13 protein-coding genes are annotated in these 12,629 nt (G+C 43.3%); 5 read left to right on the top strand and 8 right to left on the bottom strand.

Features of this window, described 5'->3' with window-relative positions:
• Positions 1 to 49 precede the first annotated feature (49 nt).
• Positions 50 to 667 carry a bifunctional phosphoserine phosphatase/homoserine phosphotransferase ThrH gene (thrH, locus tag C3420_RS10980; RefSeq protein ID WP_103800525.1) on the bottom strand — a complete coding sequence of 206 codons (618 nt, stop codon included), beginning with the start codon at positions 665 to 667 and terminating at the stop codon, positions 50 to 52.
• Positions 668 to 869: 202 nt separating this feature from the next.
• Here thrH and C3420_RS10975 point away from each other — a divergent pair, with 202 nt between their 5' ends.
• Positions 870 to 1,604, top strand: coding sequence for a phosphoadenylyl-sulfate reductase (locus C3420_RS10975; RefSeq protein WP_048881385.1), 735 nt, complete (start codon positions 870 to 872; stop codon positions 1,602 to 1,604).
• Positions 1,605 to 2,082: 478 nt separating this feature from the next.
• On the top strand, positions 2,083 to 3,465 hold the full coding sequence (locus tag C3420_RS10970) for a WS/DGAT/MGAT family O-acyltransferase (protein WP_048881384.1): 1,383 nt from the start codon (positions 2,083 to 2,085) through the stop codon (positions 3,463 to 3,465).
• Positions 3,466 to 3,621: 156 nt separating this feature from the next.
• Here C3420_RS10970 and C3420_RS17395 read toward each other — a convergent pair whose 3' ends face one another.
• From C3420_RS17395 to C3420_RS10945, 6 genes are all read right to left on the bottom strand, one after another.
• Positions 3,622 to 3,795 (bottom strand): PA1571 family protein, encoded by a 174-nt coding sequence (locus C3420_RS17395; RefSeq protein WP_004810972.1) that lies wholly within the window; start codon positions 3,793 to 3,795, stop codon positions 3,622 to 3,624.
• A 135-nt stretch (positions 3,796 to 3,930) separates the two neighbouring features.
• The gene (gene rng, locus C3420_RS10965; RefSeq protein ID WP_103800524.1) at positions 3,931 to 5,385 is read right to left on the bottom strand and encodes a ribonuclease G; all 1,455 of its coding nucleotides are present in this window, start codon (positions 5,383 to 5,385) and stop codon (positions 3,931 to 3,933) included.
• A gap of 40 nt (positions 5,386 to 5,425) precedes the next feature.
• Positions 5,426 to 5,992 (bottom strand): Maf-like protein, encoded by a 567-nt coding sequence (locus C3420_RS10960; protein WP_103800523.1) that lies wholly within the window; start codon positions 5,990 to 5,992, stop codon positions 5,426 to 5,428.
• Complete coding sequence (mreD, locus tag C3420_RS10955; protein WP_048881382.1) at positions 5,980 to 6,471, bottom strand: rod shape-determining protein MreD; 492 nt, start codon at positions 6,469 to 6,471, stop codon at positions 5,980 to 5,982. The genes C3420_RS10960 and mreD overlap by 13 nt, the downstream gene beginning before the upstream one ends.
• Positions 6,458 to 7,315, bottom strand: coding sequence for a rod shape-determining protein MreC (gene mreC, locus C3420_RS10950; protein WP_071319928.1), 858 nt, complete (start codon positions 7,313 to 7,315; stop codon positions 6,458 to 6,460). Before mreC ends, mreD begins: the two co-directional genes overlap by 14 nt.
• Positions 7,316 to 7,331: 16 nt before the next feature.
• Entirely contained in the window at positions 7,332 to 8,378 is a 1,047-nt protein-coding gene (locus tag C3420_RS10945; RefSeq protein WP_004810982.1) for a rod shape-determining protein, read from the bottom strand.
• Positions 8,379 to 8,511: 133 nt separating this feature from the next.
• Between C3420_RS10945 and gatC the strand changes: the two genes are divergently transcribed.
• Genes gatC through gatB form a run of 3 tightly spaced genes read left to right on the top strand, consistent with a single transcriptional unit; the run spans position 8,512 to position 11,832 of the window.
• Positions 8,512 to 8,826 (top strand): Asp-tRNA(Asn)/Glu-tRNA(Gln) amidotransferase subunit GatC, encoded by a 315-nt coding sequence (gene gatC / locus C3420_RS10940; RefSeq protein ID WP_005221175.1) that lies wholly within the window; start codon positions 8,512 to 8,514, stop codon positions 8,824 to 8,826.
• Positions 8,827 to 8,878: 52 nt separating this feature from the next.
• Positions 8,879 to 10,357: an Asp-tRNA(Asn)/Glu-tRNA(Gln) amidotransferase subunit GatA gene (gatA, locus tag C3420_RS10935; protein WP_103800522.1), complete on the top strand. Its 1,479-nt coding sequence runs from the start codon at positions 8,879 to 8,881 to the stop codon at positions 10,355 to 10,357.
• Positions 10,357 to 11,832 carry an Asp-tRNA(Asn)/Glu-tRNA(Gln) amidotransferase subunit GatB gene (gene gatB / locus C3420_RS10930; RefSeq protein ID WP_103800521.1) on the top strand — a complete coding sequence of 492 codons (1,476 nt, stop codon included), beginning with the start codon at positions 10,357 to 10,359 and terminating at the stop codon, positions 11,830 to 11,832. The genes gatA and gatB overlap by 1 nt, the downstream gene beginning before the upstream one ends.
• 44 nt (positions 11,833 to 11,876) lie before the next feature.
• On the opposite strand, the gene C3420_RS10925 is transcribed toward gatB, so the two are convergent.
• Complete coding sequence (locus C3420_RS10925) at positions 11,877 to 12,536, bottom strand: hypothetical protein (protein WP_146048156.1); 660 nt, start codon at positions 12,534 to 12,536, stop codon at positions 11,877 to 11,879.
• Positions 12,537 to 12,629: the final 93 nt, after the last annotated feature.

Raw genomic sequence — 12,629 nt, 5'->3', positions numbered from 1 at the left:
TAAAAAAGGCGCCTCAAGCGCCTTTTTTATTTCATTCAGCTTTTAACACTTAAGCTGGAATATTACGGATTGAAGCATTACGGATGGCTTCTTTCAACGCTGCATAACCATGAATCGGTGGGAATTGCGGGAATTCAGCAATCACATTTTCCGGTGCATCAAACAGGAAACCGTGATCCGCTTCACCCAGCATGGTGGTATCGTTATATGAGTCCCCTGCTGCAATCACACGGAAGTTCAGACCGTGCAATGCTTTCACCGCTTGACGCTTTTGATCTGGCTGACGCAATTTATAGTCAGTAATCATACCCTTTTCATCTGTTTCAAGTTTATGACAGAAAATTGTTGGCCAGCCCAACTGTTTCATTAAAGGATGCGCAAACTCATAGAAAGTATCAGATAAAATAATCAGTTGGAAATGAGTGCTTACCCATTCTACAAATTCTTTGGCGCCTTCAAATGGCCCCATATCTGCAATCACTTCCTGAATATCATTCAGACCCAAGCCATGCTCTTTCAAAATATTCAGACGTTGTGTCATTAACACATCATAGTCAGGAATATCACGAGTCGTTGCTTCAAGCGCTTTAATGCCTGTTTTCTTTGCAAAATTAATCCAAATTTCAGGAACCAATACACCTTCAAGATCCAGACATACGACTTCCATGAATATTCCCCTCAGTTATCATCTAAAAAATTTTCCATATCATAGCTGAAGATTCATATTTTGCATTGTTCTTTTTTAAATCTATTTTTTTCATAAGTATTTATTTTTTAGTGATAAGCCTACTAATTCTCTTCTATTAAAATACATGTGAAATTAATTAATATAGGCAGAGTCATTCCAAGCCTATATCGCCAGGATTCTCATGACCACTATTCCTACTATTGATATTGTGGATGCGCTTGCATCTGAATATGCTGATAAATCTCCAAGTGAAATTTTGGCACTTGCCCTGAATCAACCAGGTGAAATTGCCATTTCATTTTCTGGTGCAGAAGATGTTGTACTGATTGACATGGCTTCCCACCTCGGTAAACCTTTCCGTGTCTTTAGTCTGGATACAGGCCGCTTGCACGCTGAAACCTATCAATTTATCGAACAAGTTCGAAAACACTATAATATTGATATTGAAATCTGTTTTCCTGAACGTGAAGCCATTGAAAATTTGACTACTCGTAAAGGGATGTTCAGTTTCTATCAAGATGGTCATCAGGAATGTTGTGGCATCCGCAAGGTTCAACCATTACGTAAAAAACTTGCAACGCTTGATGGCTGGATTACCGGTCAGCGTAAAGACCAGAGCCCGGGTACACGGAATGAAATTCCGGTGGTTCAGGCAGATCCAGGTTTTTCAGGTCCCGGTAAACAGCTGATTAAATACAACCCACTTGCCAATTGGTCGAGTGCCGATGTATGGAGTTATATCCGTATGATGGAAATTCCATATAACCCATTGCATGAGAAAGGATTTATTTCTATTGGCTGTGAACCATGTACTCGTCCCGTTTTACCGAACCAGCATGAACGTGAAGGTCGCTGGTGGTGGGAAGAAGCAACACATAAAGAATGCGGCTTACATGCAGGCAACCTGAAAAAGTAAAATTAAATCAGACTGTGTATATTTGTAAGAGGCTATCCTGAATCAGGATAGCCTTTTTAACTACGATTCTTACATTTGGTGACAAGATTTAAAGTCTCCTCTTTTACCATTCATCAGGAAAGATCCTGAGGATTATCAAAGAATTTATAAAATGTTATTGAATAGATTTATTTGCAAAAAAATGTGAAATTGAACCCAATACCATTCTTTTAATGATGCATAATTACTCAGTTATACTCCCATCAGACCTAAAAAACGTATTTTCAGCAGTAGCTTTAAAAACTAAAATTTTCACATTTCAAAAACTTAGGAAGGTATAAACCTCCATGTCAATTATTAATTTTTAACTTAACAGATTAAGATTAAGCAGTTCATTTCTACGTTAAAACAGCTATACTTTCTTTACTAAAGCAATAATTCTAACAAGGCTTTTCAGACAGAGCACAGCCATATAGAGTGCAGTGAGGCAATCCACGCTATGCGTCCATTACATCCAATTGATCTTATTTTTTTATCTTTAGAGAAACGGCAGCAACCTATGCATGTAGGTGGTCTTTTTTTATTTCAGATTCCCGATAATGCACCGGCAACTTTTATTCAGGAATTGGTGCGTGATATCCGTACTTCCAAATCTATTCCAATCCCACCTTTCAATAATTATTTAAATGGCTTGTTCTGGGACGAAGATCAACAGTTCGATCTGGATCATCATTTCCGGCATATTGCCCTGCCAAAACCGGGTCGCATCCGTGAATTACTCACCTATATTTCACAGGAACATAGTGCTCTGATTGACCGTGCCAAACCACTCTGGACCTGTCATATCATTGAAGGAATAGAAGGTAATCGTTTCGCGATGTACTTTAAAATTCACCATGCTATGGTCGATGGCATTGCAGGTATGCGTCTGGTCGAGAAATCACTGTCTCATGATCCACATGGAAAAAGTATTGTGCCACCATGGTGTGTAGAAGGACCACGTGCCAAGCGCCTGAAAGCACCAAAAGTTAGCCGCATTAAAGGCGTTTTATCTACGCTGAAAGGACAGCTGGAATCTACTCCGCGTGTCATCTATGAGCTGTCGCAAACTGTATTAAAAGACATGGGACGTAATCCTGATTATGTCTCCAGTTTCCAGGCCCCTTCATCCATTCTAAATCAACGTGTCAGTGCATCACGCCGATTTGCTGCGCAATCCTTTGAATTTGAGCGTCTTCGTCGTATTTCTAAAGCCTTGGGTGTAACTATTAACGATATCGTGCTGGCAATCTGTTCTGGTGCCTTGCGTGAATATTTAATCAGCCAAGATGCTCTACCAAAGAAACCGTTGATTGCCATGGTACCGGCTTCTGTACGTTCTGATGACTCTGATGTATCAAACCGTATTACCATGATTCTGGCGAATCTGGGTACACATAAGGAAGATCCTTTAGAACGCCTCAAGATCGTACGTCGTAGCGTACTGAATGCCAAAGAACGTTTTAAGCGTATGAATGCCAATCAGATTCTGAACTATAGTGCTTTTGTTTATGGCGCTGCAGGTTTAAATATTGCATCAGGTCTGATGCCAAAACGCCAGGCATTTAATCTGGTGATTTCCAATGTTCCAGGTCCCCAAGAACCGCTGTACTGGAATGGTGCCCGTCTGGAAGCCCTCTACCCTGCCTCTATCGTGCTCGATGGTCAGGCACTCAATATCACCATGACCAGTTATTTAGACAAACTTGAAGTGGGTCTGACCGCCTGCCGTAATTCCCTGCCTAAAATGCAGAATCTGCTTACTCATCTTGAGGACGAAATCCAGCGTTTTGAACGGATCGTCGATGGTGGCAAAACCCCAAAGCTCGCAGCAGTAAGTTAGACTGCGATGAAGACTAAAACCAAGACTAAGTTTTTATGCAAAAATAAGTATGAACATTTTTGCCAATAATTTCATGCAATAATAAAGGGGCATATGGTGCCCCTTTATTTTTATTTGATTATTTTTTATTCAAATCATTCAAGCAATATTCAAATTTTAACTTTTCACAGTACGACATTGTTTTAATAGCTGATGGCAGACCGTACGGATCATAGATGAAGTAATCTGAACTTCATTGCCGCGTTCGTCCACAATGTATCCTGCGTGGACAGTTTTCGGTTCAAGCACGTGTTTTAGACCCTTATTAATAACTGCTTTACTTATACTCATGACACACCTCATTTTTTGCTAAGCCAAAATATTGGGAGATTGGCTTTGGCTACTGGATGTGTCTAGTATTCAGAATTCACCTGCGCTTGTAAAATTCCAGTTGTAACAAGGGTTTTACGATATTCTGTTACAATTTCAGCTGAGAATGATATCGTATTGCTCTTGCGTATATAAATTCTCAACTTGGAACTTAATCACGCGATCAATAAAGTGTTCCAGATCCGCCACAGCCGGGGCTTCTGCAGTCAGCAGTCGATCAATCACTGACGGATGTGCCACTACAGTAAATCCACTTTGTGATTGATAAGCGCGTGCGTAACGTAAAATTTCACGGAATATTTCGTAACACACTGATTCTGCTGTTTTGACGTATCCACGTCCCTGACAGGTTGGACAGGATTCGCATAACAGGTGCTCTAGAGATTCACGGGTACGTTTACGCGTCATCTCGACCAGACCCAGTTCAGATACCTGGGTAATCTTGGTTTTGGCATGATCACGTTGCAGCATTTTTTCGAACTGGTTCATTACCTCGTCACGATGCTGTGCTTCCTGCATGTCAATAAAATCAATAATAATGATCCCACCCAGATTACGCAGTCGTAACTGACGTGCAATCACCTCAGTTGCTTCCATATTGGTTTTGAAGACGGTATCTTCCAGTGAACGACCGCCGACATAGGAACCGGTATTGACATCAATCGTGGTCATGGCCTCAGTCTGATCAATCATCAGATAACCACCAGATTTTAGTGCCACACGGGTTTGTAGAGCCTTCTGGATATCATCTTCAACATTATATAAGTCAAAAATCGGGCGCTCGCCTGGATAGTGCAGCAAACGATCATTCATGCTTGGCACAAATTCTTTAACAAACTCTTTCAGTTTGCCGTGGATTTCACGTGAATCGACATAGATTTTGGCAGTATTTTCATTGGCCAGATCACGAATCACACGCTGTGGCAGCGGCAGTTCTTCAAAGATCAGTGATGGAACAGCAATGCTCTTCTGTTTGCGCTGAATGTAGTCCCAAAGCTTGGCCAGATAAGCCATGTCCTGGGCAATTTCAGCTTCATCAATGCCTTCTGCCGCAGTACGGACAATCACCGAACCGGGCAGTTTATGCTGGGCCTGAATCCGTTCAATAATCGAACGTAAACGGTTACGTTCTTCCTCGGATTCAATCCGTTGCGATACGCCAATATGATTGCCATAAGGCATCAAAACCAGATAACGTGAAGGAATGGAGAGATCAGTTGAAAGACGTGCGCCTTTGGTCCCGAGCATGTCTTTCATCACCTGCACCGTCAGAATCTGACCTGGCTGCAGTAATTCAAACACATTCGGTGTCGGCTGCTGACGCGGCCAGACCATGTCATTGATATGCAAAAAAGCAGTACGTGACAGACCAATATCGACAAAAGCAGCCTGCATCCCTGGCAGGACACGGACCACTTTGCCTTTATATACGTTCCCCACCAGACCGCGCTTCGCGGTACGCTCGATGAACAGTTCGTTCACCGTGCCGTTTTCGATTAACGCCACACGACATTCCATCGGTGTGAAGTTAATCAATAACTCGTCAGACATAACAACACTCAAAACATTATAAGAATTCTTTTTTCAGCAGTTAATTTAGTGCTTTAACCGTCTGTAATAACTGTACCGTTTCATATAGGGGCAAACCGACTACATTAGAGTAGCTCCCCTGAATCGCGGGGATATAACGTGCTGCAATGCCTTGAATGGCATAACCGCCTGCCTTGCCTACCGGTTCACTAGTCGCCCAATAAATTTCCATATCATGGGTGGTGAGTGATTGAAATTCAACCTGTGTTCTTACCACTATACTGTATTTTTCATTTTTAGTGCGTACGCAGACACCGCTAAATACATCATGTTTACGGCCTGAAATTTTAGCCCACATTGCAAAAGCATGCTGTTTGGATTCCGGCTTACCCAGAATCTCGTTATCGATACCCAGACTGGTGTCGGCAGCAATGATAATTGCATCTGGATAACGCTCGGCCACGGCATCCGCTTTGGCACGTGCCAAACGCTCAACATAAGCCGCAACTGACTCATTGGGCAATACGGATTCGTCAATATCAGGACTGTAAATCTCGAACTCCAGTCCCAACTGTTGCAGCAGTTCACGGCGTCGAGGTGAACTGGAGGCCAGAATCAGATGCGCCATTTTCTGAGCAGATAATATAGAACAGGCCATACCATAACGCTAGTCAGTATCGGTAGCCAGTGACGTGGAATCGAGAACTGCACGCCGCTAATGATTTGAGCAAAGAAGGTCAGCATCAGATGGGCAACGAGTGCTAATGTAGCAATAATCCAGAGATTGCTAAAAGTCAGGATGCGGCGCTCACGGGTCAGGAAGCGCGCCATAAAGGCAATAATAATAAAACTCAGCGCATTCAGACCTAAAGGTGCATCCAATAGCAGATCCAGCAAAATCCCGGTACTAAACGCGAACCAGATCCCACACCAGGTCGGCTGGCAGAGCACCCAGAACAGCATCACCATCAGCATAAACTGCGGACGCCAGCCAGAGAGCGAATAAGATAAAGGATAGACCACCAGAACCGAGGCCAAAATTACTGAAATAATAATCGGGAATAATGGATCCCGATGGGTTCTGGACTGCATTTTAGCGATCGACATGTGGCTGCTCCATCGCTAATGAATCAGAGAACAGTACCACCACATGATGACCACCAGCCAGCTGTGCTGCCGGAATCACATCAATCTGGGCAAATTCACCTGAATTATGACGTTGTACTTTGGAGACGGTGCCAACCAGATAACCTGCCGGAAAATGCTGTCCCAAACCTGAGCTATAAACTTTTTCACCGACTTTGATGTTGGCACTGGTCGGTACATATTCCATTTTCAGACGCCCAAGATCACCCGTCCCCGAGACGATGGCACGCATTCCGGTGTGTTCCAGACGTACTGAAAGTGAATGTTCTTTATCTGAGAGCAGCATGACACGGCTACTATGCGGATAGACACTAATGATCTGCCCCATGATCCCCTTGTCATCCAGCACAGTCTGTCCTATCCGTAGGTGGCTGTTAGAACCCCGGTTAATCACGATGATATGACGCAGCGGATCGGCATCAGTACCAATCACTTCTGCAATTTCCATACGTCCATCAATAATTAAAGGCGTGTCCAGCAACCCGCGTAGACGGGTATTTTCAGCAGACAGTTCAGAAATTTTCTGTAAGCGTACCTGCGCCTGTAATAGCTCAGCCTGCATCGCGGTATTTTCACGACGCAGTTGTGCTTCAGACTTGGTTTGTTGATTCAGCCATTCTCGCGACAATACAGGATAGCTGGCCACGGCATATATCGGATTATATGCCGCATTCAGTACATCCCTTGCAGGTTGAACCAGATGAGGCATGCGCCAATCAAAGAAAAGCACCACCAGACAGGTCACCAACGCAATGATGAATGAGCGAAAAGATGGCGGTTGTCGAGAAAACAGATGTGTTTGCACCCGCCGTGTCCTGTTCTTAGCCTACGAATAACATGTCATGATTTGGGTTATCGAAGAATTCGAGAACCTTACCGCCACCACGTGTTACACATGACAGCGGATCTTCTGCAACCACGACAGGAAGACCAGTTTCTTTAGCAAGAAGCTTGTCCAGGTTACGTAGTAATGCACCACCACCCGTCAATACGATCCCGCGCTCAGCAATGTCTGAAGACAGTTCAGGAGGGGTTTGCTCCAGTGCAGATTTCACAGCAGACACGATATATTGCAATGGGTCAGAAATTGCCTGAGTCACTTCATCAGAAGTCACCGTAATTGCACGCGGCACACCTTCAGCCAGATTACGACCACGAACTTCAATTTCCAGTGCTTTTGCACCTTCATCCGGAAGCGCCATACCGACTTCTTTTTTAATAATTTCGGCAGTCGTTTCACCGATCACGCAACCATGTGCTTTACGCACGTAGTTAATGATCTGTTCATCAAATACATCACCGCCAATACGCAATGAGTCTGCATAAACACAGCCCTGCAGCGAGATGATCGCGATTTCTGTTGTACCACCGCCCACGTCCACAACCATTGAACCACATGCCTGCTCTACCGGCATGCCAGCGCCAATTGCAGCTGCCATCGGTTCTTCAATCAAACGTACTTCACGCGCGCCAGCGTTATACACGGCTTCACGGATCGCACGACGTTCAACCAGAGTAGATTTACATGGAACACACACCACAACACGTGGTGCAGGCGGGAATAAACGTTTTTCGTGAACCTTGCCGATAAACTGATTCAACATGGTTTCAGTGACTTCAAAGTCTGCAATCACGCCATCTTTCATCGGGCGGATTGCTGAAATATTTGCCGGGGTACGACCAAGCATTTGTTTCGCGTCAAGACCTACGGCAGCAACAATTTTTTGTGAACCACTATGACGGATTGCTACAACCGTCGGTTCATTTAATATAATGCCTCGTCCTGGCGCATAAATAAGTGTATTTGCAGTACCTAAATCAATGGCTAGATCTGGCGAAAACAAGCCTATTAGTCGTTTTAGAATCACGGGGACGTTCTCAATTAAACTTTATATGGACGCAAGGTGGCAACTTTAACTAAATGTGATGCTTTGGACAAGTCAATCGCTTATCATAACGCATGATAATTTGATTTTTTTTTAATACTGATTAGGTAATGTTATGTCTACATCGGATGCACAGCATTCTGCAGATTTAAATGCAGAAACAGTTTCAGCTATTGCGAACCTTGCACGATTATCTCTGAATGATACGCAATCTGCTGAATATGCTCAAAGTTTAAATAAAATTTTAGGCATGATGGAAACGCTGAAAGGTATCAATACTGACGGTGTTGAACCATTAAAAAGCCCTTTCGACCATCCTCAGCCATTACGTGAAGATGTAGTGAGTGAAAGTAATCACCGTGATGAATATCAGGCAGTTGCGCCAGCGGTACAGGACGGTTTGTATCTCGTCCCACGCGTGATTGAGTAATTACTATCCAGTTCAATCTTTTTATTAAATTAAACGTAAAGAATTATTTCTCATGACAGATTTACACCGCCTATCAATTCGTGAACTTACCGAAGGTTTGGCCAATGCTAAATTTTCATCACGCGAATTGACTGAACATTACTTAAAACGCATCGAAAAAGTGGATGCTCAAGTGAAGTCATACGTGACTGTGACCGCTGAGCAAGCACTGGCACAAGCCGATGCTGCTGACGCACTGCGTCGTGCTGGTAGCGCAAATGTGCTGACTGGTGTACCAATTGCACATAAAGATATTTTCTGTACCCAAGGCATTAAAACAACTGCTGGTTCTAAAATGCTGGACAATTTTATCTCTCCTTACGACGCGACCGTTGTAGCGAAAGGTAAAGCTGCGGGCCTGGTGACGCTTGGTAAAGTGAACATGGACGAATTCGCCATGGGTTCAACTTCCGAGTCCTCTTACTTTGGCGCAACCAAAAACCCTTGGGCACTGGATCATGTTCCGGGCGGTTCTTCAGGCGGTTCTGCTGCGGTTGTAGCGGCTGATCTGGCACCATTTGCAACCGGTACTGATACTGGTGGTTCGATCCGTCAGCCAGCCTCTTTCTGTGGTCTGACTGGTCTGAAACCGACTTATGGCCGTGTATCGCGTTTCGGTATGATTGCCTATGCTTCATCACTGGACCAAGGTGGTCCAATGGCACGTTCTGCGGAAGACTGTGCTTACCTGATGAATGTGATGGCAGGCCACGATGCTAAAGACTCTACTTCAATGGAAAAAGAAGTAGATGATTATGTGGCAAACCTGAATGGCACATCTGTGAAAGGCCTACGTATTGGTATTCCAAAACAGTACTTCAATGTTGAAGGTCTTGCCGCTGATGTAAAAGCACGCGTTGAAGAATCCTTAAAAAAACTGGAAGAAATGGGCGCTATTCTGGTTGAGATTGATCTCAACATGACGGAAGCCTATGTTCCAACGTATTACCTGATCGCACCTGCTGAAGCATCTTCTAACTTGTCACGCTATGACGGCGTGCGTTATGGCTACCGTTGTGAAGAGCCTAAAGATCTTCTCGACCTGTATAAACGTTCCCGTTCAGAAGGTTTCGGTTCTGAAGTTCAGCGTCGTATCCTGATTGGTACCTATGCCCTGTCTGCTGGTTATTACGATGCTTATTATGTAAAAGCACAGAAAGTACGTCGCTTGATTCAACAAGACTTCTTGAAAGCATTCGAATCAGTTGATGTGATTGCTGCCCCATCTGCGCCAACCACAGCATATAAAATCGGTGCGGATTTAACACCGGTTGAAATGTATCTGGGCGATATTTATACGCTTGCAGTGAACCTGGCAGGTCTTCCTGCGATTAACGCGCCTGTTGGTTTTGACCATAACAACTTGCCGGTTGGCTTACAGCTGATTGGTAACTACTGGTCAGAATCTCAACTGTTGTCTGTGGTACACCAGTATCAACAAGCAACAGATTGGCATACAAAACGCGCTGCAATTGCTGAGGAGAACGCATAATGGCGAAGAACAACGCTAAACCTAAATCAAACCTGATTGATGGTTGGGAAGTCGTTATTGGTATCGAGATTCACACTCAGCTTGCGACCAAATCTAAAATCTTCTCGGGTTCATCAACTGAATTTGGTAATGATCCAAACACTCAGGCCAGCCTTGTAGATTTGGCGATGCCGGGCGTATTACCGGTATTAAACAAAGAAGTTGTGGATCTTGCGATTCGCTTTGGTTTGGGGATTGATGCTTACATTGACCAAGCATCTGTGTTCGCACGTAAAAACTATTTCTACCCGGACTCTCCAAAAGGCTACCAAATCAGCCAGATGGACAACCCGATTGTGGGTTTGGGTCATATCGACATCCAGCTTGAAGATGGCACAACCAAACGTATTGGTGTGACGCGTGCTCACCTTGAGGAAGATGCTGGCAAATCGATTCATGACCAGTTTGAAGGCATGTCAGGCATCGATTTAAACCGTGCAGGTACACCTTTACTTGAAATCGTATCTGAACCCGATATGCGTTCTGTGGAAGAAGCGGTTGCCTACATTAAAGCGATTCACACACTTGTGCGTTGGTTAGGTATCTCTGATGGTAACATGGCGGAAGGTTCATTCCGTGCCGATTGTAACGTGTCTTTACGTCGTCCGGGTCAACCCTTCGGTACACGTTGCGAATTGAAAAATCTCAACTCATTCCGTTTCATTGAACAGGCGATCAATGTAGAAATTGAACGTCAAATGGAAATCCTGGAATGGGACGGTACGATTGACCAAGAAACACGTTTGTTCGACCCTGTAAAAATGGAAACGCGTTCTATGCGTTCGAAAGAAGAAGCGAACGATTACCGCTACTTCCCTGACCCAGACTTGTTGCCTGTGATCATTGCAGACGAGCAAATTGAAGCGGCACGTGCGGCACTTCCTGAGCTTCCGGCGGCACGTCGTGCGCGTTTTGTGGCTGACTTTGGCGTGACTGAGTACGATGCGCACGTTCTAACGCTGACACGTGAAATGTCAGAGTTCTATGAAGCTGTTGTTGCTGCTGCTGGTGGCGCTGCACAAGGTAAAGTGTCTGCAAACTGGGTGATGGGCGAATTCTCAGGGGCTTTAAACAAAGCAGGCTTAGACTTAGCTGAATCGCCTGTATCTGCTGAAAAACTTGGCGGTATGATCGCACGTATTGTGGATAATACGATTAACGGTAAGATTGCGAAACAAGTATTCGGCTTTATGTGGGACGAAGGCAAATCTGCGGACGAAATTATTGCGGAAAAAGGCTTGAAACAGGAAACTGATACAGGCGCAATTGAAGCGATTATTAAGGAAGTGCTTGCTGCGAACGAGAAGATGGTTGAAGAGTACAAATCTGGTAAAGAGAAAGCGTTCAATGGTCTTGTTGGTCAAGTGATGAAAGCAGCAAAAGGTAAAGCTAACCCTGCGCAAGTAAATGAATTGATGAAGAAGTTGATTGGTTGATTTGATCTTTCTTTATAAAGAAACCCGCTTTAAAGCGGGTTTTTTTAATTTTGAAAAAAATCTCTAATTTCATTAATCCATGGTATTTCTTCTATATTTTCCACCTCTTTAATATATTCTTGAGCAAACTCCACTTTCATATGATTTTTGTTTTTTCCAAAAAACTCTTTTAACATTCTTTTTTCAGGAATGGAAAGTGTTAAGCATAAGCCTGATGGATAAAATTTTCCCTCTATTAATTCCACTCTTTTATGATCATGAAGTAAACTAGATAACTCGTCATTAGATTCATTGAACTTCTCCAATACTTTTAAAAATGTCTTTGCATTAAGAACATCTTCAAGAACGGTGGAGTTTGAAGCAGTTGTTGAATTAATAACTACCAACTCAGATTTTTCATTTTCATGATTATTAATCAATCTTCTATATTTTAATTTAGGATGCTTAGAATCTTGTTTCACATAATCAGTATTTGCATCTAAATTTGTATCCGTATCACAAACTAAGAATACTTTACCTTTCATATCAATTTTAAAATCTTCAAATGCAATCGAAAGATGGTTATAAAGTTTTTTCACCTCACTATAACCACCAACAGGTAAAATTCTTAACCGTGAATTCTCTACTAAATCAGATAAGTAATGATTAAAATAGACTTTTTCTGATGAACGGCAGAGTAAAACTTGAAGTGCGACATAAACCACCTAATTAATTTAAAGGGTTTATGGAGTATATAAAATTGTCATACCATCATCTTAACTTTGAAGATCGTACTGCATTAATGCTTGAGTCAAGAA

The organism is Acinetobacter sp. ACNIH3, from assembly GCF_002918965.1.
GTDB classification, from domain to species: Bacteria; Pseudomonadota; Gammaproteobacteria; order Pseudomonadales; family Moraxellaceae; genus Acinetobacter; species Acinetobacter schindleri.
The sequence above is the reverse complement of the archived record's forward strand: the minus strand, read 5'-3'. Positions and strand labels throughout refer to the sequence as shown.

Coding starts and splice junctions, on each gene's coding strand:
- C3420_RS10960 (WP_103800523.1), bottom strand. CDS start 5,992: ATGGCGCATCTGATTCTGGCCTCCAGTTCACCTCGACGCCGTGAACTG.
- C3420_RS17395 (WP_004810972.1), bottom strand. CDS start 3,795: ATGAGTATAAGTAAAGCAGTTATTAATAAGGGTCTAAAACACGTGCTT.
- gatA (WP_103800522.1), top strand. CDS start 8,879: ATGACAGATTTACACCGCCTATCAATTCGTGAACTTACCGAAGGTTTG.
- C3420_RS10970 (WP_048881384.1), top strand. CDS start 2,083: ATGCGTCCATTACATCCAATTGATCTTATTTTTTTATCTTTAGAGAAA.
- gatC (WP_005221175.1), top strand. CDS start 8,512: ATGTCTACATCGGATGCACAGCATTCTGCAGATTTAAATGCAGAAACA.
- rng (WP_103800524.1), bottom strand. CDS start 5,385: ATGTCTGACGAGTTATTGATTAACTTCACACCGATGGAATGTCGTGTG.
- thrH (WP_103800525.1), bottom strand. CDS start 667: ATGGAAGTCGTATGTCTGGATCTTGAAGGTGTATTGGTTCCTGAAATT.
- C3420_RS10975 (WP_048881385.1), top strand. CDS start 870: ATGACCACTATTCCTACTATTGATATTGTGGATGCGCTTGCATCTGAA.
- gatB (WP_103800521.1), top strand. CDS start 10,357: ATGGCGAAGAACAACGCTAAACCTAAATCAAACCTGATTGATGGTTGG.
- mreD (WP_048881382.1), bottom strand. CDS start 6,471: ATGTCGATCGCTAAAATGCAGTCCAGAACCCATCGGGATCCATTATTC.